Origin of the sequence: Streptomyces sp. HUAS MG91, assembly GCF_040529335.1 — a bacterium.
In the GTDB taxonomy this organism is placed as follows: domain Bacteria; phylum Actinomycetota; class Actinomycetes; order Streptomycetales; family Streptomycetaceae; genus Streptomyces; species Streptomyces tabacisoli.
In genome coordinates this window covers 6,207,604-6,233,365 of the sequence record NZ_CP159534.1, presented here as the reverse complement: position 1 = coordinate 6,233,365, position 25,762 = coordinate 6,207,604, and the positions used below count along the sequence as shown (strand labels likewise).

At 70.8% G+C, this 25,762-nt stretch carries 19 protein-coding genes; 10 read left to right on the top strand and 9 right to left on the bottom strand.

From position 1 onward, the window contains the following. Positions 1-240: 240 nt before the first annotated feature. Positions 241-528: a 30S ribosomal protein S15 gene (rpsO, locus tag ABII15_RS28410; RefSeq protein ID WP_351449945.1), complete on the bottom strand. Its 288-nt coding sequence runs from the start codon at positions 526-528 to the stop codon at positions 241-243. A 205-nt stretch (positions 529-733) separates the two neighbouring features. Then, positions 734-2,203, bottom strand: coding sequence for a type VII secretion integral membrane protein EccD (gene eccD, locus ABII15_RS28405; protein WP_353945101.1), 1,470 nt, complete (start codon positions 2,201-2,203; stop codon positions 734-736). A gap of 342 nt (positions 2,204-2,545) precedes the next feature. Between eccD and eccCa the strand changes: the two genes are divergently transcribed. From eccCa to ABII15_RS28380, 5 genes are all read left to right on the top strand, one after another. Next, positions 2,546-6,484, top strand: coding sequence for a type VII secretion protein EccCa (gene eccCa, locus ABII15_RS28400; RefSeq protein WP_353945100.1), 3,939 nt, complete (start codon positions 2,546-2,548; stop codon positions 6,482-6,484). A gap of 94 nt (positions 6,485-6,578) precedes the next feature. Continuing rightward, entirely contained in the window at positions 6,579-6,851 is a 273-nt protein-coding gene (locus ABII15_RS28395) for a hypothetical protein (RefSeq protein WP_353945099.1), read from the top strand. A gap of 133 nt (positions 6,852-6,984) precedes the next feature. Next, a complete protein-coding gene (locus ABII15_RS28390; RefSeq protein WP_353945098.1) occupies positions 6,985-8,640 on the top strand; it encodes an ATP-binding protein in 1,656 nt (551 codons plus the stop codon). Then, positions 8,637-9,668, top strand: coding sequence for an SUKH-4 family immunity protein (locus tag ABII15_RS28385; RefSeq protein ID WP_353945097.1), 1,032 nt, complete (start codon positions 8,637-8,639; stop codon positions 9,666-9,668). Before ABII15_RS28390 ends, ABII15_RS28385 begins: the two co-directional genes overlap by 4 nt. Before the next feature lie 98 nt (positions 9,669-9,766). Further along, positions 9,767-10,243, top strand: a complete 477-nt coding sequence (locus tag ABII15_RS28380; RefSeq protein WP_353945096.1) for a hypothetical protein — start codon at positions 9,767-9,769, stop codon at positions 10,241-10,243. Between the two features lie 19 nt (positions 10,244-10,262). On the opposite strand, the gene ABII15_RS28375 is transcribed toward ABII15_RS28380, so the two are convergent. From ABII15_RS28375 to ABII15_RS28360, 4 genes are all read right to left on the bottom strand, one after another. Next, positions 10,263-10,634 carry a hypothetical protein gene (locus ABII15_RS28375; protein ID WP_353945095.1) on the bottom strand — a complete coding sequence of 124 codons (372 nt, stop codon included), beginning with the start codon at positions 10,632-10,634 and terminating at the stop codon, positions 10,263-10,265. 66 nt (positions 10,635-10,700) lie between these two features. After that, positions 10,701-11,321 carry a hypothetical protein gene (locus tag ABII15_RS28370; protein WP_353945094.1) on the bottom strand — a complete coding sequence of 207 codons (621 nt, stop codon included), beginning with the start codon at positions 11,319-11,321 and terminating at the stop codon, positions 10,701-10,703. 765 nt (positions 11,322-12,086) lie between these two features. Beyond that, positions 12,087-14,390, bottom strand: coding sequence for an SUKH-4 family immunity protein (locus ABII15_RS28365; protein ID WP_353945093.1), 2,304 nt, complete (start codon positions 14,388-14,390; stop codon positions 12,087-12,089). Positions 14,391-14,613: 223 nt separating this feature from the next. After that, complete coding sequence (locus ABII15_RS28360; protein ID WP_353945092.1) at positions 14,614-17,325, bottom strand: toxin glutamine deamidase domain-containing protein; 2,712 nt, start codon at positions 17,323-17,325, stop codon at positions 14,614-14,616. Positions 17,326-17,740: 415 nt separating this feature from the next. Between ABII15_RS28360 and ABII15_RS28355 the strand changes: the two genes are divergently transcribed. Continuing rightward, complete coding sequence (locus tag ABII15_RS28355; RefSeq protein WP_353945091.1) at positions 17,741-18,544, top strand: hypothetical protein; 804 nt, start codon at positions 17,741-17,743, stop codon at positions 18,542-18,544. 654 nt (positions 18,545-19,198) lie between these two features. After that, on the top strand, positions 19,199-19,408 hold the full coding sequence (locus ABII15_RS28350; RefSeq protein ID WP_353945090.1) for a hypothetical protein: 210 nt from the start codon (positions 19,199-19,201) through the stop codon (positions 19,406-19,408). 421 nt (positions 19,409-19,829) lie between these two features. Here the strand turns inward: ABII15_RS28350 and ABII15_RS28345 are convergent, their stop codons facing one another. Continuing rightward, positions 19,830-20,108 (bottom strand): hypothetical protein, encoded by a 279-nt coding sequence (locus ABII15_RS28345; protein WP_353945089.1) that lies wholly within the window; start codon positions 20,106-20,108, stop codon positions 19,830-19,832. Between the two features lie 446 nt (positions 20,109-20,554). Then, positions 20,555-20,695 (bottom strand): hypothetical protein, encoded by a 141-nt coding sequence (locus tag ABII15_RS28340; RefSeq protein ID WP_353945088.1) that lies wholly within the window; start codon positions 20,693-20,695, stop codon positions 20,555-20,557. 668 nt (positions 20,696-21,363) lie between these two features. On the opposite strand from ABII15_RS28340, the gene ABII15_RS28335 reads away from it, so the two are divergent. The 3 genes from ABII15_RS28335 to ABII15_RS28325 all read left to right on the top strand — a co-directional run bounded on the left by ABII15_RS28335 (position 21,364) and on the right by ABII15_RS28325 (position 24,237). Then, entirely contained in the window at positions 21,364-21,696 is a 333-nt protein-coding gene (locus ABII15_RS28335; protein WP_353945087.1) for a hypothetical protein, read from the top strand. After that, positions 21,693-22,796, top strand: a complete 1,104-nt coding sequence (locus tag ABII15_RS28330; RefSeq protein ID WP_353945086.1) for a WXG100 family type VII secretion target — start codon at positions 21,693-21,695, stop codon at positions 22,794-22,796. Before ABII15_RS28335 ends, ABII15_RS28330 begins: the two co-directional genes overlap by 4 nt. Before the next feature lie 385 nt (positions 22,797-23,181). Continuing rightward, positions 23,182-24,237, top strand: a complete 1,056-nt coding sequence (locus ABII15_RS28325; RefSeq protein WP_353945085.1) for a hypothetical protein — start codon at positions 23,182-23,184, stop codon at positions 24,235-24,237. Positions 24,238-24,322: 85 nt separating this feature from the next. On the opposite strand, the gene ABII15_RS28320 is transcribed toward ABII15_RS28325, so the two are convergent. After that, positions 24,323-25,672, bottom strand: a complete 1,350-nt coding sequence (locus ABII15_RS28320) for a S8 family serine peptidase (protein WP_353945084.1) — start codon at positions 25,670-25,672, stop codon at positions 24,323-24,325. Positions 25,673-25,762: the final 90 nt, after the last annotated feature.

The window sequence follows — 25,762 nt, the reverse complement described above, 5'->3', positions numbered from 1 at the left end:
TGGCAGGGGGACGGAGTGGAGAAGCGCGCCGTGGGTGCGGGCCGGTCTTCGATCGAAGCACCCGGGGATCCTCTTGCGTCTCCGGGGGCCACTACCGAGGACCGGCGGCGGCTCGACCGCGCCTCTCCTCGTTCTTCTTCGGGGTCGTACGTCACCAGACTACAAAGCGAGGGCGACAGTACGCACGTACAGCAAAGGGAGCGGCCCCCTCAGACGGGAACCGCTCCCTTTCACAGCGTCTTAGCGGGCGCCGGCCGCACCGCGGCGGATGCCGAGGCGCTCGACCAGGGCACGGAAGCGCTGGATGTCCTTCTTGGCCAGGTACTGCAGCAGGCGGCGACGCTGACCGACCAGGATCAGCAGACCACGACGCGAGTGGTGGTCGTGCTTGTGGGTCTTGAGGTGCTCGGTCAGGTCCGAGATGCGGCGGGAGAGCATGGCGACCTGGACCTCGGGGGAGCCGGTGTCGCCCTCCTTCTGGCCGAACTCGTCGATGATCTGCTTCTTCGTAGCGGTGTCGAGTGCCACGCTTACTCCTCGTAGATTCTTGAGCGCCACCGAGTGCCCCTGGTCTCAGTCTCAGGGGAGCTTCCGTAACTCGGGAGGCGAGGCTCGCTGGGCGCTGTCCCCAGCGTGCTGCCGGGGGCGCGTACACAAACGGCCGTGAGTCAGGATAGCAGTCACCCGACTGCCACCCTGACCACGGCCGCCGCGGTACGGGTCGGTGCGCGGGTCAGCTGACCATGCTGCGCACCTGCGTGTACAGCCCGAGCACTGCCAGGCACAGGGGTACGAGCGTCAGCAGCACGAAGCCGTCGAAGAGGTCGAGCAGCCGGCCCCAGAACGGGGAGACGCCCTTGCGCGGCACGGTCAGGCCGACCGCCACGAGCAGCGCGGCCCCGCCGCCGATGGCGGCGGTGAACCAGAGGGTGTGGATGTTGAGCGGGCCGCTGTCCCCCCGCACCAGGCTGATCAGCAGGGACTGCGGGACGTGCAGGGACATGCCGAGGATCAGCAGGCCGAGGATGAGCAGGCCGCCGACGACCAGGGAGGCGACCTGCGCGGTGTAGTCGAACAGGCGGGCGCGCAGCATCACGGCGATGCCGCAGGCGAGGGCGAGCAGCTGGGACCAGACCTGGTCGGAGAAGCCGAGCACGACGCCGGCCGTGGCGACGGCGACGGTGGCGCAGCCGATGACGAGGCCGAGCAGCAGTTCGTGGCCGCGGCGGACCTGGGCGCCGATGCGGCCGAAGTCGACGTGCTCCTCCTCGTCGCGGCCGTAGTCGCGGCCCTGGGCGATCTGGTCGGGCGAGCGGTAGCCGATGGGGAGGCGGGCGGAGCGGGCGGAGAGGCCGGGCAGCCAGGCCACGGCGATGATCGCGACGACCGCGGTGACGGCGGCCACCTCGCGCGGCTGGGCCTCGGTGACCAGGGCGCCGAAGGTGGCGAGGGCGCCGACGGCCGAGCACAGGGCGGCGGCGACGAAGACGGCGTCGCCGTGCGGGAGCAGCACCACGAGCAGCGCGGAGGCGATGAGCACCACGACGCAGCCGGACAGCAGCTGGAGGCGGCCGGGGCCCTCGCCGCCGTCGGCCGGGAAGATGCCGGAGCCGGCGAGGAGCAGGTGCGGCAGGGCGGCGAGGCCCAGCGCGGTGGACGCGGCGCGGTCGTCGTACACCCGGGCGCGGACCACGGACAGGGCGACGAGCAGGACGCCGACGACGCCGGCGATGATCCCGGGCAGACCGTGCATGTCGCGGTCCGTCGGGTTCGAGAACCACAGGGCGAACGCCATCATCGTCAGGAGCAGCACGCCCGCGGCGAGGCCGACGACGCTCATCAGCTCGTCGCTCCAGCGGCGGCGGTCGCGGCGGACCGCGGAGGCGACGGCGTCGGAGACGTCGTCGAACACGGCGGCGGGCAGCGATTCACCGAAGGGGCGCAGCAGCAGCACGTCGCCGTCGAGCACCCGCTGGTCGGCGAGCGAGCGGCCGGCGTCCAGGACGGTGCCGTCCCGGCGGACCAGGTGGTAGCCGGTGGGGTCGCCCTCGGCCTGTGTCTGCCCCGAGAGCTGGAGGATCTCGGGATAGATGTCGGCCAGGGCCGTGTCCTCGGGCAGGGCGACATCGATCCGTGCGTCCGGTGCGGCGACGGTGACGCGGCAGAAGCCGGTCCCGCCCCCGGCAAGAGCGGTGGTGCTCACCTCGCGGTTCCCCCTTGTAAAGAAATTGGTGTGGCGGCGCTGTAGAGAATTCGTGTGGCGTCGCGGTTATTTGGTGCAGACGACGTTCGTATGGCGCCCGTTCGGCGTTCGGATGGCGTCACGCGCGGGGCGACAGCGTACCGTCCAGGTCTCATCTCACCCCATGGGCCCCGTCAGTTGACCGGAGTCAGTAGGATCATCCGGCACGCCGGAGCACTCGCTCTCCGGTCTGGGGGTACCGCCGGTAACGGGGGCGGTCCGACATGTACCGATGCGCACGACAACTGTGCGCACGGAACCGTAATTGCCGACGAATGCCGATGAATAAGGACTGGTGCCTCGGTGAGCGTGGTCATCGTCAAGCGCCCGCCTCGGGTATTGCCGCCCGACGTACCGACGGACGAGGTGCAGCTGGAGCCGCCGCCCGAACTGGCCCGGCCCGAAGACCAGAATCTGATGATGAGCCTGCTGCCCATGCTGGGCATGGGCACGTCGTCGGCGTTCTTCTTCACGTCGGGGCAGTCGATCATGAAGATCATGGGTGGCGTCATGATCGTCTCCACCCTGGCCATGGCGCTCGCCCAGCTGATCAAGGCGCGGCAGGGCGGCGGCGCGGAGATGGCCCAGGAGCGCCAGGACTACCTGAAGTACCTGGCCCAGGTCCGGCGCGAGGTGCGGACCACCGCGCGCAAGCAGCGTGACGGGCAGTTCTTCCTGCACCCGAACCCGGAGCAGCTGTGGGCACTGGTCGCCGAGGGGCGGCGGGTGTGGGAGCGGCGCGCGAGCGACGGGGACTTCACCCAGGTACGGCTCGGGCTCGGCCCGCAGCAGCTGTCGACGCCGCTGATGGCGCCGGAGACCGCGCCGCTCGACGAGCTGGAGCCGCTCACCGCGCACGCCATGAAGTCGTTCCTCGACACGCACGGCACGCTCGACGCGCTGCCGCTCGCGGTGTCGCTGCGGTCCTTCTACCACGTCAGCATCTCCGGTGATCCGGACACCACTTACGGTGCGGCGCGGGCCCTGATCGCCCAGCTGTGCACCCTGCACTCCCCCGAGGACCTGCGGGTCGCGGTGGTGGCCTCGCCCGGCGCCATGGCCGAGTGGGAGTGGACGAAGTGGCTGCCGCACGTCCAGGACTCGACCGTGGACGGCGCGGGCTCGCGGCGCATGATCGTGGACGACCTCGGCGAGATCGAGGACATGCTCGCCGACGACCTCGAAGGGCGCGGCCGCTTCAACCCGAACGGGCCGCCGGTCGCCGACGCCCCGCACCTCGTCGTCGTGATGGACGGCGGCGACATCCCCGACGAGTCGCTGATCGCGGGCGCCGAGGGCCTTCAGGGCGTGACCATCATCGAGGTGGTCCCCGGCATCGTCGAGGAGCTGCGCGGCTCGCTGTCCGTGCAGGTCCACCCGGGCAGCCTGCTCCTGGAGTCGCAGGGCGGCACCCAGTACACCGGCATCTGCGACACCCTGTCGGCCACCGAGGCCGAGGCCCTCGCCCGGCAGCTCGCGCCGCTGCGCGCCGGCTCGGCGGACGGCGACGAACCGCTGCTCGCCAACCTGGACTTCACCGAGCTCATGGGCATCGGCGACGCCGGTTCGGTGGACGTGTCGCGCACCTGGCGCCCGCGCACCCTGCACGAGCGGCTGCGCGTGCCGCTGGGCGTGGACCGCGACGGCCAGCCGGTGATGCTCGACATCAAGGAGGCCTCGCAGGAGGGCATGGGCCCGCACGGCCTGTGCGTCGGCGCGACCGGTTCCGGCAAGTCCGAGGTGCTGCGCACCCTGGTGCTCGCGCTGACGGTGACGCACTCCTCGGAGACGCTGAACTTCATCCTCGCCGACTTCAAGGGCGGCGCGACCTTCGCCGGCATGTCCGAACTGCCGCACGTCGCCGCCGTGATCACCAACCTGGCCGACGACCTCACCCTCATCGACCGCATGCGCGACTCGATCACCGGTGAGCTCCAGCGCCGCCAGGAGCTGCTCCGCTCGGCGGGCAACTACGCCAACATCACCGACTACGAGAAGGCGCGCGCGGCCGGCGCCCCGCTGGACCCGCTGCCGTCCCTGGTGATGGTGCTCGACGAGTTCTCCGAGCTGCTCACCGCACGGCCCGACTTCATCGAGATGTTCATCCAGATCGGCCGCATCGGCCGATCCATGGGTGTGCACATGCTGCTCGCCTCGCAGCGCCTGGAGGAGGGCAAGCTGCGCGGTCTGGACACGTTCCTGTCGTACCGCATCGGTCTGCGCACCTTCTCGGCCGCCGAGTCCCGTACGGCGATCGGTGTCCCGGACGCGTACCACCTGCCGAACGTGCCGGGTTCGGGCATCCTCAAGTACGACACCGAGACGATGATCCAGTTCAAGGCCGCGTACGTCGGTGGTGTCTACCGGCCGGGCGGCTCGGGGCCCGGCGGGTCGCGCACTCACCGGCAGCCGGTGCTGTTCACCGCGGCGCCGGTCGCGCAGCAGATCATCCAGGAACCGGAGCCCGAGGAGGTGCCGGACCAGGTGGACGACGCGCTCGCGGACACCGTCCTCGACGTCATCGTGGCCCGCCTCGTCGGCCAGGGCCCGCCGCCCCACCAGGTGTGGCTGCCGCCGCTGGAGGAGTCCCCCTCGATGGACGCCCTGCTGCCGCCGCTGTCGGCGACGGCGGAGCGCGGTCTGCACGCCGCCGAGTACTCGGCGCAGAGCAAGCTGATCGTGCCGATGGCGCTGGTGGACAAGCCGTTCGAGCAGCGGCGCGACATCCAGTACCTGGACTTCTCCGGCTCGTCCGGTCACGCGCTCGTGGTCGGTGGTCCGCAGTCCGGCAAGTCGACGCTGATCCGTACCGTGATGTCGGCGTTCGCGCTCACCCACACCGCGGCCGAAGTGCAGTTCTACTGCCTCGACTTCGGTGGTGGCGGCATGCTCTCCATGGAGGGCCTGCCACACGTGGGCGGCGCCGCCTCCCGGCTCGACGCGGAGAAGATCCGCCGTACGGTCGCCGAGGTGCGCGGGATCCTCAACGAGCGCGAGGAGTTCTTCCGCGCCAACAACATCGACTCCATGGGGACGTACCGGGCGCGGCGCGCCGCGGGCCAGTACCCGGACCAGCGGTGGGGCGACGTCTTCCTGATCATCGACGGCTGGGCCGCCTTCAAGACCGACTACGAGCAGCTCGACCCGGTGATCCTGGATCTCGCCGCCCGCGGTCTCGGCTTCGGCATCCACCTGTTCATCGGCGCCGCCCGGTACAGCGAGGTGCGGCCCGCGCTGCGCGACCAGCTCCTGAACCGCGTGGAGCTGAAGCTCGGTGACCCGATGGAGTCGGAGTTCGACCGCAAGAAGATGGAGGCCGTGCCGCTGGGCATGCCCGGCCGCGGACTGACCCCGGACAAGCTCAGCTCGCTCGCCGGTCTCCCCCGGATCGACGCCTCGTCGGACGTGACGACGCTCGGCCAGGGCATCGAGCAGATGGTGACGGCGATCGCCGAGCACTGGCAGGGTCCGGCCGCCCCGCCGGTGCGGATGTTGCCGACGAAGCTGCACATCAGCGAGATCCCCAAGGGCAGCGACTTCCCCGAGCGGGGTGTCGCGATCGGTGTCGACGAGACGACGCTGTCGCCGGCGTTCATCGACTTCGAGAACGACCCGCTGATGGTGGTCTACGGCGAGTCCGAGTCCGGCAAGTCGGCGTTCCTGCGCATGATCGCCAAGCAGATCTCGGAGCGGTACGCGACCGACAAGGCGCTGCTGGTCGTCGGTGACTACCGGCGTGCGCACCTGGGCGAGATGCCCGAGTCGCATCTGTACAAGTACTGCGCGTCGGGCCCGCAGCTCCAGGAGGTCGTCACCAGTCTGGCGGGCTCGATGGGCCGTCGTATGCCGGGTCCGGACGTCACGCCGGAGCAGTTGCGCAACCGGTCGTGGTACGACCTGCCCGACGCGTTCATCATCGTCGACGACTACGACCTGGTGGCCACCAGCTCGGGCAACCCGCTCCAGTCGCTCCTGGAGTACCTGCCGTTCGCCCGTGACCTGGGTCTGCGCATCATCGTCGCGCGGTCGTCCTCGGGTGCGGCGCGGCAGTCCTTCGAGCCGGTCATGCAGCGCATGAAGGAGCTCGGCGCGACGGGCCTGGTGCTCTCCGGCGACCCGGCGGAGGGCCAGATCTTCGGCCCGCTCAAGCCGCAGCGACTGCCGCAGGGCCGTGGCATGTTCATCACCCGCAAGGGCGGCGCGCAGCTGGTGCAGACCGCCTGGCTGCCGATGCACAACTGACGCCCGCGATGCCCCGGGTTCCCCGGGTACGGTACGGCGCCGGAGGCACTCGTCTCCGGCGCCGTCCGCACAACCAGCCTGAAGGAGAAGGAACTTGACCACCGCACCCCGCACCACCGACGAGGCGCTCGCGATCGCGCGGACGTCGTTCCAGCCCCTGTGCGCGGACGGCACCCCGGCCACGCTCAACGTCCAGGAGTTCGACCTGGGCTTCCTGATCTACGCGACGTTCCCGCCGACCGAGCCGCCGAGCTACGGCGGCAGCCATCTGGTGATCTCGAAGACGGACGGTTCGACGATGTACGTGCCGAACTTCCCGCCGGACTCGGCCATCGAGCTGTACCGGCGCGAGGTGGCGCGGGGCTAACGCCTGATCCGGGCCGGTTGTCCGCGGCCGGCACTAGACTCGACAGGCAGTGATCGACGCACCCTCGACGGACGCGCGGACGCGGACGTGCGGTGCGAGGGTGACACGGCGACAACCGGGGGAGACAGGGCACATGAGCGAGCCGAGCAGCCCGACGCCGCCGTCCGGCGACGGCCGGAGCGGTGGCGCGGGGAGCGGGGACACGGGAGGCGGCGGCGCGGGGCGAGGCCATGAGCCGCATCCGTTCATCGGCGGGCGGACCGCCGCGCTGCGCGACCTGGCCGCGTGGCGGGCCGGTGCGCCGGGCGCGCCCCGGGTCACGCTGGTCACCGGCTCTCCGGGGTCCGGCCGCACGCGGCTGCTGACCGGCTTCCTGATGCTCTGCGACCCCGGGTACCGGGAGCGCGTCGACCTCGCGCGCCTCGATCCGGCGACCGTCCCTCCCCCGCTTCCGGCACCCGCCGTGCCCAGCGCCGCGGGCCGCACGCCCGCACAGGTGCTGTGGCTGCTCGCGGACCACTTCGGCATCGACGCGGCCCGCGACACGCAGGTGTACGAGGCCCTGGACGCGGGCGACGGCGAGCGCGCCGTCGTCGTGGTCGATGTGGACCGGGCCGGTCCGGTGCGGGCGGGCCACGGCCCGGAGCGCATGGCGCGCGAGCTGCTGGTGCCGCTGGGCGCGCTCGGTTCCGTACGGCTGCTGGCCGACGTTCCCCGGGCGGCCGCGGCACTGATCAGTTCGGCGCTGCCGCCCGGCACGGTCCGGGTCATCGATCTGGACGCGCCCGAGTACGCCGATCCGGCGGGGCTCCTGCTCCAGGCCGAGGCGGCCCTCGACCCCGCGTCCGGCGCCTCCGCGCAGCCGTTCACGGTGGATGCCGGAGCGCGGCGGGAGCTGGCCGGCGCCCTCGCGGCGCGGGCCGCCGCCGGGGGCGCGGGCGGCAGCCGTCTGATCGTCCAGCTGGCCGTCGCCGGCTGGCTGTTGGCCCCCGAGCCCGCGCCGTCGCCGCAGGCGCACGCGCCCGCCACACTCACCGACGTCCTCGACCTGCACGCACACCGGCTCGGCGCCGACCCCGCCGTGCTGCGGGCGATGCTGGCGCCGCTGGCCCTCGCCGAGGGCGACGGGCTGCCCCTGCACCTGTGGGTGCCGCTCGCCTCCGCGCTGGCCGGGCGGGACATGGCGGCGGAGATCGCCGCGGGCATGCTGCTCGCCGGACCCTTCCTGCGGACCACTGAGGCGGAGACCGGTGCCGGGACGGAGTCCGGGGCCCTGATCGCCCTGGACCACCCCGCCCTCGCCGCGGCGATCCGTGCCGAGCTGCCCGACGCGGCCGCCGCGCACCTGAGCGTCGCCACGGAGTTGCTCGGCCGGGTCCCCGGACAGGACTGGTCGCTGGCGGACCCCTATGTGCGGGACGCCATCGTGGGGCACGCGCTGGGGGCGGGCCAGTTGCCGCGGTTGCTCACCGACCCGTCGCTGATGGCGTACGCCGACCCGGTCGTGCTGCGCGCGGCCGTCGAGGAGGTCGCCGCGGACGAGGCGGCGGCCGGGCAGCTCCAGGACGCGGCCCGCACCTATCTGTGGGCGGCGCCGCTGCTCACCCGTACCCTGGCCGACCCTCCGCTGCGGGCGCGGGTGCTCGCCGCCGCGTTCGACGAGGACGGACTGCCCGCGTACGCCCAGGCCCTGCGCGACCGGCCGGAGCTTGCCGTCCCGGACGCCCCGCCGGCCGTGACACCACCTCCGACCCTGCCCCGCCCTCAGCCGATGGAGACCCAGGCGTGACCACCCCCGACCAGGACCAGACCCGGCACCAGGGCCCGGCGCCGGACGCCCGCGCCGTGACCGGCCCGGGGAACACGGCCGTGTTCACGTACATCGACCCGCGCACCGGCGAGGAGACGTACCTGACCCGCGTCTCCGCCCCCGGCCTGCCGCACGTCGAGTACCAGGGCTGGACGGACCTGAGCCGCCTGGCCGTCCCCGCGGGGAACGTGCTGGCGGTCCACACCGACCTCAGCCCCTCCTCGCTCCCCGGCGGCTACACCCTCGAAGCCCTCACCGCCGGTTTCCCGACCGCGTCCCTCTCGTCCAGCCACGGCTACGGCCGGGACGCGGCCGAGCGGGCGGCTGGGGTCGCCGCGCTCACCGCGCAGGTGGAGTCGATGGCGCGGCTCACGGGTCAGGCACCGCCGCCGCACCCGCACCGGGTGCCGGCGCCCGACCCGGCGACAGCTCCCGCGCCCTATGCGGAGAGTCTCTCCGGGGCGCTGCCGGAGCGGCTCGGGGTCCTGCGCTACGACAGCGCGCTGGTCGCCGGGGCCCCGCTGCCCGACGCGGCGCGGTCCACGCTGACCGGCACCGGCGTCCCGGCGGACGTCCGTTTCTTCTTCACCGCGGACCGGCCCGACGACCCGCCGGCGGGCGGCCTGTTCGCGGACGCGGCCACGCAACTGCGGGCGGCGGGCGCCGAGTTGTCGCCCAGCGCCGCCGAGGTGCTCTCCGCGCACACCCGGATCGGCACCGACGGGCGGTACGTGATCACGGTGCAGCAGGGGGCGGGTTCCGTGTGGGCCGCCAACCCCGAGACGGGCAGCGGCCGTTATGTGAACGGCTCGGTCGCCGCCTTCGCGCACTCCCTCGCCGCACTCGTCGCGACCCGCGACCTGATGCTGGGTATGAACCCCTACGAGGCGGGTGCGGCGGTCGCCGAGCTCCAGGACCGCCTCTTCGGCCTCGACGCCACCTGCTTCGAGAGTTCCGGCACTTGGTGGTCGGTGATCGTGGAGCAGATGTGGCACGGCCTGTTCTGAGCGGGCCTGTCCCGGCACCGCCGAGGACACCGTCCTGAGCGGTCCGTGCACCGCCCGCGCACAGCTCTTCCCCCGCCCTTCCACCCGAGAGGAACACCATGCCTCGCGAAGGAATACGTACCGATACGCAGTCCCTGGCCCGCGAGGGCCAGAACTTCCAGGACCTGGGCAGCCGTTTCTCCGCCGCGGCGGCGGCGCTGCAGAACGGCCTGGCGTCCGTCGGCGCCTGCTCGCCCACCAGCGGCGGGCCGGCCGCTCCGCAGCAGGGCCAGGTCGAGGGTTTCGTGCAGGGCCTGACGAGCTTCGCCGACAAGGCGAACATGCCGCCGTGGGGCGACGACGAGATCGGTGAGAAGTTCGGCATCGCCTACGAGGGCCTGCAGACCGGCATGTTCGAGTCGATGAACCACCTGGCGCAGGAGCTGACGAACATCGGCGGCGCGCTGAGCTCCATGGCCAAGAACCACGACGAGAACGAGTCCTTCAACGAGGAACTCATCCGTCAGCAGGAGAACGACATCGACTTCGCCGCGGGCAACGGCGGCACCGTGTCCCACATGACCAAGTCGGTGTAGGGACCGCGCGCGGGGTGGGTCAGACCGCCTGGCCCACCGCGATGACCAGAGCGGATCCGACCATCAGCCACAGTCCGGTCCGGCCTGCCCCGGCCACGCCGCGCACGGCGAGCCACAGCGCGCCGCAGCCGCCCAGCACACCGAGGGCGTTGGCGGTCAGGGCCACCGCGCCGGCGTCCCCGACGGCCTGTCCGACGAGCGCGGCGAGCGCCGCGGCGACGAACACGGCGGCGCACACGATCCCGCGCAGCCGCTCGCGCCGAAGCACTTCGGCGACCCGCGCCCGCTCCTCGGCGAGCGCCCGCGCCTCGGGCGGCAGCTCGCTCTCCCACTGACGCGAGAAGTCACCCTCCCACTGGAGGCCGGTGCCGTCCCCACCCGTACGTGTCATGCCCGCGACCCTAACGGACCCGGGCTCCGGCGACGAACACGGCCGCGTGCGGGTCCGGGGCCATCGTCACAGCACCTCGTACAGGCCCTCGGTCCACCAGCTGTACGCGGCGTGCGGGCTGATGGCGAGCAGATGACTCTCCAGTTCGTCGCGCAGGGCGAGGAGTTCGCCGCGCGTGTACGCGGTCGCGGTCCGGGCCTCGGTGGATGACGTCACGGTCCGCCTGTACGCGTCGCCGCTGCCCGCGTCGAGATCGAGATCGAGGTCGAGGTCGAGGTCGACGTCATCCTCGTCGTCCCAGTCCTCTTCATCGTCGTCCTCCCAGCCCTCCCCTTCGTCTTCGTCTTCGTCTTCGTCTTCGTCTTCGTCTTCGTCGTCCGCGGTGCGTGGTCCGGGGAAACCGTCGGGGAACCGCTCGGGCGCGGTCGCCTCGACGGCGAAGATCCCGCCCGCCGACGCCACCACGACGAGGTCACCCGCCCGCAGCCGGTCCCGCACGAGCCCCGGCCCCGCCGGGAACGGGTCGAACGCGGCCCAGCTCCGCAGCCGCCCGCAGCCGCCCCGCCACCACGGCTCGCTCTGCCCGAAGTCGGGTACGGCACCCGTCCACGGTCCGGCGAGCACCTCTCCCGTAGCCGCGTCGAACACCCAGAAACGAGGCGTGGAGGGAGTGTCGTCCTGGGCCACGACCGCCGTTCTTCCCCGCGGGTCCCATCCGTCGGGCGCGAGGGCGAGCCCGACGACCGGGCCGGGGAACACGCGGCGCGGGTCGATGACGCCCGGAGGACGCCAGCGCGCCCAGCGCGTCGCCGACGGCGAAGACGTCCGGGTCGTCCACGGGGAAGTCGAGGTCTCCCCCGTTCAGGGAGCGTGAGAGCCGCCGCCACACCTCCAGCGGGACCAGCCCGCGGCGGGCGAGGGCCAGTGCCTGGAGAGCCCATTCCCGCGACATGGAAGCCGACCGTGCGTCGGCCGGAGTGCGCGCGGGTACCGCCACCTCCAGGCGGCGGCGCGCGGCGGACCATTCGTCGTGCCAGTCGACCTCCACGACGAGCAGCGCGTCCAGGGCCCCGGCGACGCGGCTGCTCAGGGTGGTCAGCGCCGCCTCGGGGTAGCCGACGCCGTGCGTGCCCGCGAGCCGCTGCGCCTGGGCGACCAGGACCACGGCCGTGCCGCCCGCGCAGCGCGTCCCGCGCCAGGTCGGCGACCTCGTCCGCCCCGAGCCCGGCCGCGTCCACCCACACCGCGTCCGGCACCAGGCGGCGCACCCGGAGCAGCGCCGCGGTGCGGCCCGAACCCGTCGAGCCCATCAGCTCGACCACGCCCCGGTCCCCCGCCCGGCACCACTCCACGATCCGTTCGGCCGCGGTGTCCGTGGTGACGTTCTCGTACATGGATACGTGGTCCCTGTCGCGTCGGTCCGGCGGTGCTCGGCGGGCCGTCAGTGGTCCATCAGTGGTCCATCAGTGCGATGCCCCAGATGCCGGCCGCGGCGCCGACCGGGTCCAGCGTGGACTGGAGGCCCTTGACCCGGGAGGCGATCTCGCGGGTCTCGACGCTGTCACCGGTCACCGTGAAGACGTGGACGCCGAGCAGCCACACGGAGACCATCGCGAGGAAGTCGTGCAGGCTCCGGCCCACGATCTCGGCGCGTCCGGGGGTCTCGTCGTCCTGGTCGGGCAGGTGGAGGACGGCGCCGGTCGGGCCGTCGACGACGATGTCGTCGCCCATCCAGAGGCCGATCCTGAAGTACGGGCCGGTGGGCGCGGCGGGGCCGCTCCCGGCGCCGTCGTCGGGGGCGCTGTCCGCGGGCCCCGCGATCTCGCGCAGCAGCCGCTCGGGGCGGGGCGGCGGCGGGCCGGTGTGGGTGCCGTGCGCCACGCTCCACCAGTCGGGGTCGCGTTCGAGGCCGAAGAACCCGAGGCCGTGCACGTCGCGGAACGCCGGGATCCCCTGATCGACCAGGAACTCACGGGTGGCCGCGTGCGTCAGGTCCGCGGGGAGCAGCGGCTCCGGCACGGCGACGAGCGTGCCGTCCTCGTCCTCGAAGAGGGTGTCCAGGTCGGCGGGCCGGGGGGCCGGGCCGTGGCGCGGGACGGTGGCGGGCGCCCTCAGGAGGGCCGGGCAGGCGGCCTCGACGCGGCCTCCCGGGCGGCGGGTGATCCCGGTGAAGGGCGTGCCGGGCGCGGATTCGATGCCGAACAGGCCGCCGTGGCCCGCGATCACCACGCTGTCGCCGATGGTGACGGGTCCGGCGTCCAGCAGTGTGCCGTTCACCGGCTCGGGCTCGGGCCGGTCGTCCTCGCCTCCGGCGGTCGGCCAGCGCAGGCCCGGCAGCGCCTCCTCGGGGTCCTGGCCCAGTTCCCAGGGCGCCGTCGCCAGTTCCTCGCCGCTCCGCGGGTCGTACAGGGTGACGTGGCGCCGCCGGTCGCGGTAGGCGACCGCGGCGGCCACGGGCCGGTCGTCGAGGCGCAGTTCCATCAGGTCGATGACCGCGGAGAAGGCCAGATAGGACAGGTGCAGCGCGGCGGGCGGGCGCCAGCGCGTCCACGTCACCCGCCAGGGCGTCCGGACACCGGCGGCGGCCAGGCCGTCGGCCAGTTCGGTGTCACCGCGCACCGTCGCCTGGAGATGCAGCCAGGCCACCCAGGTTCCCTGGTCGCAGGGCAGGAGCGCGTAGTCACGCGCGTGCACGGCGTCGGCGAGCACCGATCCGGCGGGAGCCTCGTCGAGGCCCGCGCCCTCGGCCGCCTCCAGCAGCGACTCGGGCGCGAGGTGGGCCACGAGCCGGGTCCGGCGCAGCAGTTGGGTGAACCGGGTGTACGTCGTGTCGCCCGCGGCGAGGTCGGCCGCCGCGCAGTGGGCGGCGAGCGCCGTCGTCGCGTAGCGGACCACGGAGCCGGTCTCCGCCGGTTCCTCCGCGCCCGGGGACCCCGTCGGCGCGGGCTGTCCGGGTGCGTCGGCGAGGTGATCGGCGAGCCGGTCCGCGAGATGTTCCGCGAGGTGGTGGTGGGTGCGGGCCCGGTCCTCCGCCGGGAGCTGCCCGCGGAGCGTGCGGGCGACGGTCTCGTCCCGGAACGACACCGTCTCCGCGTCCGGGTCCACGAGGAGCAGGCTCCGTGCCCTCTCCTCCGTGGCCAGGTCCGCCGTCCGGCCGGCGTCGGGGCGCTGTCCGGTCAGGCCCGCGACCAGCTCCCGCCAGACGGCGTACGGCACGTGCCGCGCCTCGGCCAGCGCCAGCGCCCGCACCTCGGCGGGAACCTCGTCCAAGGCCGGCGGCTCGGCCGCGAGGCGCAGAGAGCGGGACGAGTCGTCGCCGAACTCTGGATCGCGTACAGCCGCGAAGACGGTGTGCCCCAGCCCGCCCAGCCTGTTCAGGGCCTGCAGCAGTCGTCGCGGATCGCCGCTCGTCCGCGTACGGCCGACGAGGTCGGCGCCCACGAGCAGGACCAGCCGCGCCGGCTTCTTCGGCAGCCTCCGTGACCAGGCGGAGGGCGTCTTGAACCGTGCCCCGAGGGCGGTCACGACCTCGGTGAACACGTCGTCCGCGGTGCGCCCGGCGGCGTCGACCAGGACACTGTCGGGCACGCGCTCGCGCACGGCCCGCAGGACCTCCGCGCCCTGCGCGCCGGACGGGTCCACGACGCGGTGCACGCCCCAGCCCTTGAGCGAGGGCCAGTCGTCGACGATCCGGTCGGCCGCCTCCTGGGAGCTCAACGCTTCGGCGGGGGCGGGCTCCTGGTTCTCGCTGGTCATGCTGCTCCCTTTCGGGGCCTCGGACGCCCGCAGGCCCTGTTCAGGTGTTCTTCGGGCGTGTTCAGGCGTCCGTGGTCCGCGGACGTACTCAGGTGTCCTTCAGACATTCAGGCTTTCAGACGTTCAGGCTTTTTGACTTTCAGACGTCCTGACGTCCTGAACGCCCAGACGTCCCTCGGATGTCCAGACGTCCCTCGGATGTCCAGACGTCCTTCGGATGTCCTCAGGCGAGTCCGTACATCTGTGCCCTCACTCGGATCCAGGTCTCCGCGACCACGGCCAGGTGGTCGCTCAGCTCCGCGTCCATCGCCTGCTTCTGCGCGGCGTCCGAGTGGCGGTAGGTCGTACCGTAATACACCGGTACGCCGTTCATGGACTCGTGCGCGGCGATGGTCTTGGAGCACTCGGCGTACCCGGGATTGAGCTCTCTCGAACCGCAGGGCTCCCGCTCCGTGTAGAGGCCGGCGATCTCGTACCGGGGTGGTGCGGTTCCGTCCGACGTGGCGGCGTTGATGTGGTCGACCCAGTTCAGCAGGTGCGCCTCGGAGTGCAGGGGGCGTACGGCGTCGCTGCCCGCGGGGACGGAGGAGTCGACGACGTACGTACGGTTGCCGTCGGCGTCGACGAGTTCGACGACCGCGTAGTTCTTGCCGGTCATGTCGGGGCCCGTACCGGCCGCCAGGGCCGCCTCCATCAGCTCCTTGATCTTCCGGCGCTTGACGGGGGTCAGGTCGGGGTCGTCGGCCACGGATTTGTCGAAGACGGTCCGCAGGTTGGCGAACGCCTTCTTCGCGTCCGTGTCTCCGCGCAGTTTCGCGGGGAGGTCGGCCGCCGCCTCGTTGCGCCGCCGGACCGCTGTGGACTCGTAGTCGTTGACGGCGGGGTTGACCGTGGCGTTGGCGCCGCTGCCCTTGGTGGTGCCCTGGTAGGGGCTGTCGCCGTCGGGGTCGCGCTCGGGGCTGTTGCCGACCGCGTTGTCACCGTGGAAGGCGTTGCTCATACGGGCGAGTGCGGCGAGGACGGCGTACTTCTCGCCGTCGTTCATGTTCGTGAAGTTGTCGCCCAGCGCCTCCTGGAGCTCGGCGTCGGTGAAGGCCGTCGGCGGGACGTCGACCTTACGGTGCTGCTCGACCGCGGCGTCGTAGGCGGTCTGCGCCGCCTCCCTGTTCTGCCTGGCAGTGGCGAGGCCGCCGTTCTTGAGCGCGGTGGCGTCGGCCGTCGCGCCCTTCTTCATGAGGTCGTCGAACTTCTTCTCGAGCTTCCGTTCCTCGCTCATCGCGTCCTGCAAGGCCCGCCGCGGCGTCTCGAGCGGCTTCATGGCCTTCTCGTACGCCTGCCGCCGCTCGGACGCCTGCTGGAGCAACCGGGCCAGCGGGGCGTCGGGGTGCGTCTCCGGATCGGCCCAGTCGCGCAGGTTCTGATGCACGTTGTCCAGGTCGATCCGGTAGACGTCGTGCGACTCCCGGAGTTTGGCCTGGACCGGGTCCGGGGCGACTCCCTGCTGAACGTCGTCGGTCTCCTCGCGGACGAGGTCGGCGTTGCGCTCGTCGCGGGTGGGGTCGAGATCCCGGCGACTCTGCTCGTCGTCGGAGTCCTTGTCGACCTCCATGTCGCCGTCGTGGTCCGTCTGCCCGTCGTCGCCGTGGTCGGTCAGCGCGTCGTCGTCGGAGTCGACGTCCATGTCGTCCGAGTCGGTCTCCGCGTCCGAGTCGGTCTCCGCGTCGTGTTCGGCGTCGGATTCGGTGTACGAGTCGTCGTCGGATTCGTCGTCCGTGTCCCCGTCGTGGTCCATGTCCATGTCCATGTCCCCGTCGTGGTCCGGCACGGCGCCGTAGCCGGCCGTTTCCGGGGTGGTGGGGGATTGGGGGGATTCGGGGGACTGGGGGGATTGGGGCTGCTGCGGGTGCTGCTGGTTCGGGTCCTGCTGGGTCTGCTGGGGTTGCTGCTGGTTCGGGTCCTGCTGGGTCTGCTGGGGTTGCTGGTTGGGCTGGGTCTGCTGGTTGGGCTGGTTGGGCTGCTGTTGAGCCTGCTGAGGCTGGTTCTGATTCTGGGTCTGCTGCGGCTGCTGGTTCTGGTTCTGGTTCTGCTGAGTCTGGTTCTGGTTCTGCTGGTTCTGGTTCTGCTGCTGGTTCTGCTGCTGGTTCTGGTTCTGCTGGTCCTGGTCGTTCTTCTTTTCCCACGGGGCGTCCATGGTCTGCCCGTTGGAGTCGAAGGGGACGTAGCGGACGCCGGCCGCGCCGGTGTGGATCGGGTTCGGCGAGACCTGGCCGGTCTGGTGGTCGACCCAGATGATGTTGCCGTTGTGGTTGTAGACGTTGAACGCGTGTCCGCCACCGCCGGGCCACTGCACACCGACCACGGCGGCCGATCCCGGGCCGGCCTCCTGGAGGTGCTGCGCGATGCGGCCGTAGGGGTTGGGGTGGTCGGCGCCGGCCCAGATCTGCGGGCGGCCCGCCCAGGCGTCCAGGTTGTTGTACGAGTCCCGCTCGGGCGAGATCCGGTCCGGGCTGCCGTCCGGGTTCGTGTCGGGGGTACGCGGAGCCGACACCTGCGGGTCGCCGAACCACGTCGACAGGCCCGCGCGGGCGTTGTCCAGACAGTTGTTGGAACGGCCGGGCTGCTGCAGGCCGCCGTCGTTCTGGAGCTGGGCCCAGGTCCCGTTGGGATCAGGGTGGCGCTGCGGGGTGCCGTCCGGATTCCGCGGAACCGCGTCCACCAGCGCCTGCTGATGCGCCGGGTCGGGGGTCAACAGGCCGTACGGGGCGTGGTTCAGGCTGTCCCGAATCTGCTGGAGACTCTGGCCCTGCGACAGCGGCGGGGGCGGGGGCGGCGTCGGGTCCGGCTCCGGGGTGGCAGGTGCTCCGTTGTCGGGGGCGGGGCCGGGCTGCTGGTTGCCGGGCTTGCCGTTCGGGTGCGGGGCGGGATCGGCGTACACGCCGGGCGGAACCGTGTTGGTGGGGTTCGCCGGTGTGGCCTGATTCGGTACTCCGGCCGGGGTCTGCCCGGGCGTGGGGTTCGGGGTCTGTCCGGGCGTGGGGTTCGGCGTCGGGGTCGGGGCCGGGTTGTTCGGCGTGGGGGTCTGGGTGGGCGTCTGGGCGGGCTGCCGCGTCGGAGTCTGGGTGGGCGCCTGCCTGGTGGGCTGGGCAGGAGTGGTCTGGGTCGGCGTCTGCGTCGGGTTGGTGCGTTGGGGTGTGTCGGTGCGGGGCTGGGTGGTCGATGCCGTCGGGCGGGCCGGTTGCTGTTGCGGGGTGGTCGGCTGTGCGGTGGTGGCGGGAGCCGGGCCCGTCTGGGGTGTCTGGTTGGGGATGCTCGTTGCCGGGCCGGGATCACCGTTCGTGGTGGAGGCCGGCGTGGGCCCGGGGCGATTCGAGGTCGCGGCCGTGGGTGCCTCGGCCGTCGTCACGCTCTGCGCGTGGAACGTCGGCGCCGACGAACGCGAGGGTGACCCCGGGCTGGAACCCGTATTCGCGCTCGGGCTCCCGCTCGGCGTGGACCCCGGAGTGGTGCCCGGCGTCGAGGACGGCGTGGAACCGGGCGTGCTGCCCGGAGTGGTGCCCGGTGTGGTGCCCGGCGTCGTGTTCGACGACGAGGGTGTGTTGGACGGCTGCGTGTTGGACGACGACGTATCGGTGGATGTGGGTGTGCCGGTCTGCGCCGCGGCGGGCTGCTGGACCTGTGTCCGTGGATCCTGCCCGGCCGACGGGTCGTGCGTGCTCCCCTGCGAGGGCGTGTGCGCGGAGCCCGGGGCCTGCGCCGCCCCGTTGGTGTCCTGGGCGGTCGGGGCGCTCTCCGAGGACGTGTTGATGCTCTGCGCGCTCGCGCCGGACGGTGTCGGCGAGGCCGTCGACGTGTCGGCCGCGGCACGCGTCTCCGGCCCGGAATGCGGCTCCGGCGACGCGGTACCGGTACCACCGGAATCGCGCTGCGGCCCCGAGGAGTCCGAAGGCCCGTCGGCTCCGCTGGTATCGGTCTGCACGGAAGTGTTCGCGGGAGCCTGCTGCTCGCGGAAACCCTCGTCGAACGGCGTCAACGGCCTGCCGTTGTCCGCCGAGGAGTTTGCGCCCCCGGTGTCCGCACTCGCGCCTGCGGACGACGTACTGCTCGACGACCCGCCACCCGTGTCACCGGAGGCAGCCGCAGTGGTCCGCACCTGACTGCCGTCGCCCCCGGCCGCCGAGGACCCTGCGGACGCCGCCGAGGAACCGGTGTGACCGGACCCCCCGCCACCGTCACCAGCACCCGAACCCGCGCCCGAACCGGAATCCGCATGCGCACCGGAACCGGAGCCCGCTCCCGAGCCGGCCGACGTACCACCGGAGCCACTGCCCCCACCGGTATGACCGGACCCACCACCGCTACCCGAGCCGCCACCGGAACCCGAGCCGCCACCCGCACCCGCACTCGACCCGGCCCCAGATCCAGAACCGGAATCCGACCCCGAACCGGAACCGGAACCCGAGCCCGCCCCAGAGCCTCCATCAGCCCCCGAACCGGACCCCGACCCCGACCCACCGTCAGCCCCAGAACCCGAACCCGAACCCGACCCGGAACCGGAACCCGACCCACCGTCACCACTCGACCCGGAATCAGACCCGCCGTGCCCACCATTACCCGCCGCGTGATCCAGCCCGCCACGCGCATGATGCCCCGCCCGGCCACCGGCCCCGTCCCGCAACGACTCACCCAGCGTCGAGCCGAAGTTGGAGAACCCGTCCTTGACCGCCTGCGTCCCCGCGTTCGCAGTCCGCCCCAGGTTGTAACCGTCCTGCGCCCCGAAACCCTGATTCACCGTCTGGGCGATCAGATCCTTGCTCATCTCCTCCAACGCGGAGACGAACGGCTCCTTCACCGCCTCCAGCACCGCCTCCAGAACGGCCTCCGCCGTCTCCTTGAGGATCTTCCGCACCGCAACCCGCGTCACCTGCGTCAACGCCGCCGACGCCGCACCCGACAACCCGAACGTCACCACCGCCGTCGCCGCCGCGATCGCGATCTGGATCGCCAGCACCGTCAACTGAATGATCACCGCGATCTTCATCGCGATCACCAGCACAGCCGCCGTGTCGAACACGAACGCGATCATCTCCGCAGCCTGCCGGGCATCATCCAGATACCCCGACCCACCCGAGAAGTCCTGCCACTTCTCCACGAACGCATCGATCGAATCACCATAATTGTCGGACGTGACATTCCCCGCCGACTGCACCGCAGCCGCCTGGATGTCCCCGACCTGCGCCCCGAAATCCCGCCACGTCGCGGCACACTGCGTCAGATGATCCTCGTTCGCAGTCGGCCAGTCGAAACCCAGCATCTCCAACAGCCAGGCCAACTCGTCCGGCAACATCATCGCCACGACGGCGTCCCCCGTATCCCCGTAGCCCCGTGTCCCCGCGTCCCCTCGCAACTCAACTGACGCGGTTTTGCCACGAGTTTATCCAGTCACCCGAACAGCGGGTCAACCGCCGACGCCCCATCACCCGCAAGCCCACACAACTCGGCCCGTGCCAGCTGGACCTCGACCCGGCAGCACCAGCAGTACCGACCGGTCCGCTCACCCGTCGTCCCGTGCACGTCGAAGTCCTGTGCCAGACCGACCCGGTTGAGCTCCACGACGTCCACCTGCGCGATGTCCACCACCTCGTAGCCGGTCTCACTCGCGGCCCACTCGACGCTGAAGACGCCCTCCGACCGGTCGCCCGCCGCGACCGGCGCAGGCAACGTGGGGACGTCCTTCTGGAACAGCGAGCAGATCGTCGGCGTCGATTTTCGTACGGTTCGCCGCCGCCCTCCAGGAAGTGGTCGAGGAGATCGGCCGCGTCGTCGTAACCGAACCTGTGGCGCGCCATCTTCGACACCACGGCCATCTGCGCCTCGGCCCAGCGGCCCTCCACCCCCGCTCATGGGTCCGTCATTTGACGGTTATCGATGCGGACCGTGTCTTCGGTACCGAAGGTCACCGGCAGTACCGCAGCCAGCACCTCGTCGAGAGAGTCGGGCCCTGGCGCACAGGGCACCGGCCGAGCGCCTTCGCCTCCGTGCCCACCGCCTCGATGTCGAGCCGGATGCCGCCGCAGGTGGCACCGGCCCTGTCGGCGTCGCCGCCCGCCCAGTACGCCCTGGCGCCGATCGGGACCGCGACATCGGCGGCGAGATCCCCTGCCGCCTCAATTGGTGAGGTCGTGCCAGAGCTCGGGGAGGACGTTCTCGCTTCCGTCGTACTCGCTCGCGTTGAACCGGATGTTCTCCGCGGCCAGTTCTGGTTCGTCGCGCAGCACCTTGTTGAGATCCTCCCAGCGCTCCTCCAACCGCCCGAGTCCGTCGAGGAGGACCAGCCGGCGGCCCCGCTGCTGGGCGCGGTCCCGGCATCGTCGGCGACGGCGAGCTGCTTCTTCATCTGCCGCGCCGCCGCGTTGATGTCATCGGCCCGCCGCCGCATCCAGTCGGTATCGGCCTTCGGCACTGCTGCTCCGTCGTCCACTCGTCGGCCTGTCGGATCGTCATGTCAACGCCATTGCGGTGTACGGAGATCAGAGCGCGGGTGGCGACAGCCGACGCTCCGGCTCCGGCTCCGGCTCCGGCTCCGGCTCCGAGTCGCAACTCGCCTCGTACGGGCACCTGAACAACCCCCTCTCGGCCACAGCGGCCGGGTGATGCCCTACTGGCACGACGGCATCCTGTTCCTGGCATCGGTCGGCAACACGGACTAGGCGATCAAGAGCATCGGGAACATGGATCAGCATGGGTCGGCGTTGTTGAAGATGGGTGGGTGAGGCCAGGGCGAGGCTGGCTGCTCAGGGTGTCCCACCTCCTCATCCAGTGGTTGGTCATTTTGGGTGACTGAAGGCCAGGTGTTCAGGCTGAGCCCTGCGGGATCGCCAGAACCCTGCGATTGAGGGCATGGCTTGCCTCCTAGGGTTTGGCGCTCGGAAGACTCATGCGCTGATGGCATGGGTCGAGCGCGGAGGGCAGCACAGTGGCCGATCAAGAGTCCTACGTCGATCACTCAGAACTGACGAAGTTGGCCAGGAGTTTCGAACAGCAGGCCTATGACCTGGAGTCGAACCTTCGGAAGTTCGTCGCGGAGACGGGGGAGGAAGCCATCAGCGATGGTTTCGGCGTCCTGACCGAGTCCGAGGAGGTCACCTCGGCGTACATCACGTACTCCGCGGACGTCGCCCATGCCATGAAGGCCATGTACACCCATCTCGATGCCATTGGCGCCGGCTTGAAGCAGGTCACGGCGAACACGGAAACCAACGACGCGCGGGTCGGCGCAGTGTTCGGCAACCCAGGTGGCGACCGATGAGCGGAGACGAATCGATCGCCGAGGAGATCGTCGAGCTCGGAATTGAGATCGTCCATCCAGGCGGCCGACCAGGCGAACTGAGGGAGGCCGCCACACAGTGGAGAAACCTGAAAACCGAGGTCGACCATGTTTTCAGCGCCCTCGACAAACAAGTCGACTCAACTGTCGGACACACCTGGCGGGGTCAGGCAGCCGAGGCCTTTCACGAGCACTGGAATCAGTGCCTGAAGGCAACAGACCTTGTGACCGGACATTTCGATGAAGCGGCCGCCGGGCTTGAGAAGGCGGCGAAAGCCATCGAAGAGGTCAACGAGGAGATCGAGGACATCTACCTCGAGATCGGGATCTCCGTCGGAGTCTCGATCGGCATGTCGTTCGTGACCTTCGGTGTATCCGCTGCGGTCGGCACCGCACGCGTGGCAATGCTGGCCGAGAAGGCTCTGAACGCGGCCAGCACGTTAGGGCGGATGCTGCGGGCGATCGCTCACGCGTACAAGTCGTTCAAGGGCATCAACAAGTACACCGAGGCGCTCTCCGTCTTCGTCGAGAACGCCACCACCGGCACGGCCGGCGGCATGGCCACCAGCCTCCTCAGCGGCAAGGGCTTCGAGTTCGAGAACAACCTCAGGGGCGGCATCGCGGGAGCGACCTTCGGAACCGGCGCTGCCTCAGCCGCAACCCGCCTGGGCGGCGGTGAGGTGATCAGTGGTGTCGCGGGCGGGGCCGCGGGCGGCGTCGGCGGCGATGCTTTGAACTCCTGGTTCGGGGGCGAGAAATTCGACACGCGGCAGGCCGGGATCGACGCGGTCACCGGCGGTGCGGCCGGTGGCGCAGGCGGCACGATGCGAAGCGTCGACAGAGGCTTTCGAAGTATCGCGGACGACCTCAGGGACACGCACACCCCCGAAAGCCACGATGCGGCCAGGGACACCGCATGGGGCACCGCCGTTCCGATCGCCGGTGGTGTCTCGGCGAACAACGGCAAGGACAGCTTGGAAAACGTGGACAACCACAGCAGCAAGGTCCAGTCGGGCGCGGGGCAGGACACCAGGGGGCGCGGTTCCTCGACTGCCGAGGAGGTGCGACGTGTCTTCGGCTGATCAGGGCTCGATCGCTGCCGGGCCAGCTCTTCGCCGGACGGGCCGAACACCCCGCAGAGCCGGCGCGTATTTCGGCGTACTGGGACTCGCGACCCTCGCCCCCGTCCTGCCGCTGTGGCTCCTCTGCACCGATCCGGAGCTGCGCAGAGCGGCCGTTCTCCTCGCGCTGGGATGCGCCCTGGCCTGCGTCGGAGGTGTCGCTGTCTACCAACGCTCGGCAGGAGGACGACGGCCATACGCCAGGATCGCCCTCGCCGAGTTCTCGGATCCGGCGGAAGTGGGCGGGCAGGACGGTGCGGCACCGGAGGGGCCGCCCCGGAAGTTGCCCTCGCACCGGTGCATGAAGACGCGCTCCCTCGCGTGGTACGCAGGAACTCACTCAGCGTTGGTGACCTTGCTCGCGCTGGCGATGGGGACGCCGCAATGTCCGGAACCCATGCAGCGGATCGTTGACGCCGGAGCGGAGTTCACGCACGTCCAGGTGGAGAAGGTCAGCGACGTCCAGTTCCACGATCCGAGCCACGGCCGCTCCTCCTACACCTCGACGGCAGTCGTCCGGCTCGCCCCCACGGCGGGCGAGGAGTCGGTGACGGCAACGGTCCATCCGCGTACGGACGCCCGGCCGCAGTCGGGAACCAAGGTTTCGGTGCTCCATGCCCCGTCACGTCCAGAGCTGGGCGCCGTCGCGGGAGATGAGGACAGCCTCGGCTGGGCTGTGCGGGGCTTCACGATGCAGCCCTCCAAGCGCTGGTTCGCCGTCATCCTCTGGGCAGCCGGCATCGGTCTCTCCGTGATCAGCATCTCCAGGAACTACATGCCGCGTTCCTCCTCCCGGCGCAGGGGTACCGCCCTGGCCGTTCGCGGGACACTCCAGGGGCCCGGGTTGTTCAGACGGGGCGGCAAGAGACAGACATGCCTGAAAGTGGTCACCGCGTCGTCGCGCACCGCGCACTTTCTGATCCCGATTGCTGAGGATCACCTGCCTGGCTCCCTGACAGGACAGGAACTGTGGCTGTGCTTTGACGTCCGGCGCGGCGCAGGCAACACCCCGTCCTCCGAGAGCCCCGCACCGGCAGCCCTGGTGTCCGACGACGGCTGGGTGATGCACGGAATGCTCCATCCCGACGACGCGCACATGATGGCTGCCGAGGGCTGCTCGGTCGAGAAGACAGGCGCACGGAACAGCGATCCCCGCGCTCTGTGGCTCTGGGATCCGCGCTCGGCGTGGCTGCTCTACGTTCCGCGGACCGTGCTGCTCCTCACTGCGGCACTCATCGCCTGCGCCGCGCTGCTGACTTTCGACGTCACGGGTGTCTGGCGCTGGATGATCGGGCTCTCGGGGGCCGCCGCCGGACTGACGGTCTGCGTTCTCGTGACGCCCGAACCGCGCAGGTCACCGATCCGCGCGGCTGGGTACGAGGACGGGACCGGACCGACCTGAGCCTCCCGCACGCCACGTGCCCCGTGTCCGGGGAGGACACGGGGCACGCGATGCACTGGGAGAGGTCGCCGGTACGGCTTGCGAACTAGCTCTGGCTGTAGGGCGGTTGCGGCGGAGCCTGGGGGTACGACCCCGGGGCGGGAGGCGCTTGCTGCGGGTAGGAACCCGGGTACTGCTGCTGCGCCGGATACTGCGGCTGTCCGGGCTGTCCACCGCCGCCCCAGCCACCACCGGGGGGCGGGGGCGGGCCGCTGCCGTTCTTCTTCCTGCTGCGGACGACCACCACGACGATGATAGCGAGAACGACGAGGGCACCGACGATGATGCCGATGATCACGCCGGGGGTCAGACCGCCGGAGTCAGAGTCGGCTGACGCGGCGCTCGAAGTGGATTCGGGGGCAGGGGAGCCTGAAGCGGAACCACCGTCTTTACCGATGGCCGCGTTCAACTCATCGATCTTCAGGGGTCCGTTCTTGGAACCTGCAGGGATTTTCCTGGTGAGTGCGGCGAGAGGCTGGATGTAGCCGTACCCATAGTGCTCGTCCGGGAGAGTCAGGTTTTTCGCCGAGGCGGGAAGGCCAGCACTCTTGACGAGACGATTAACCAGCTGTCCTGCGGAGAGGTCGGGAAACTTCTGCTTGAGGAGGGCAAGTGCGCCGGAGACGAAGGCGGCGGAATCCGATGTGCCCTGTGCTTTCGTATACCCAGTAGATCCCGTACCGGGGCTGACGATCTCAACACCGGGGGCAGTGAGAAGTACAGGCTTGCCGTAGTTCGACTTGCCCCAAACCTCTCCGCTACTCGCCACAGCCCCCACCCCAACCACACCGGGGTAGCTGACAGGCAGCATGTCGTTCGCGTTCTCCCCCTCGTTACCAGTTGAGATAACGACCGGTGCCCCGTGACCATTGGCGTAAGAAATGGCCTCAAGAACTGCACGCTCGTCCGCGCAGTTGCTCACACCTTGCGAAATATTGATGACCTGGGCCCCATGGTCGACCGCATACCGGATCGACTGTGCAAAACAGTTCCCTCCGAGATCGCGGAGCGGGAGAATCTTGGCGTCGGGAGCCAAACCCTTGGCCCCGCTGCCCCCATTTGCTCCATGGCCGTGCGCCGCGATATCGCCCGCCATGCTCGTCCCATGGCTGCTGCCGTCCTCCGGCGAGGCGTCGTTATCTCCGGACTCGAAGTCCTTACCCGGAAGAACGTTGCCCTTGAGATCGGGATGACTTGCGTCAACACCGTCATCAATGACGGCGACCGTAACGCCCTTGCCAGTCGCGACCTGCCAGATCTTGTCAGCGGAGAAGGCCGAAAGCTGCCACTGGCCGTCTCTGACCTGATCCGCCGACGCCGTCGGCGCGGCCGCGAAGAGCAGTGCTCCCGCCGCTGCCCCGGCGCCGACCGCGCGCAGCGCTCGCGTGAAGCCCATGCCGTTACACCTCATCCCTCGCAGGTCGGGGCCCACAGCCCGAAGGCTGCGGGCCCCGTCTTGTCGTCACCGCACACTTAACCAGTAGAT

Coding starts and splice junctions, on each gene's coding strand:
- ABII15_RS28390 (WP_353945098.1), top strand. CDS start 6,985: ATGAGCGAGCCGAGCAGCCCGACGCCGCCGTCCGGCGACGGCCGGAGC.
- ABII15_RS28380 (WP_353945096.1), top strand. CDS start 9,767: ATGCCTCGCGAAGGAATACGTACCGATACGCAGTCCCTGGCCCGCGAG.
- ABII15_RS28375 (WP_353945095.1), bottom strand. CDS start 10,634: ATGACACGTACGGGTGGGGACGGCACCGGCCTCCAGTGGGAGGGTGAC.
- ABII15_RS28365 (WP_353945093.1), bottom strand. CDS start 14,390: ATGACCAGCGAGAACCAGGAGCCCGCCCCCGCCGAAGCGTTGAGCTCC.
- ABII15_RS28330 (WP_353945086.1), top strand. CDS start 21,693: ATGAGCGGAGACGAATCGATCGCCGAGGAGATCGTCGAGCTCGGAATT.
- ABII15_RS28320 (WP_353945084.1), bottom strand. CDS start 25,672: ATGGGCTTCACGCGAGCGCTGCGCGCGGTCGGCGCCGGGGCAGCGGCG.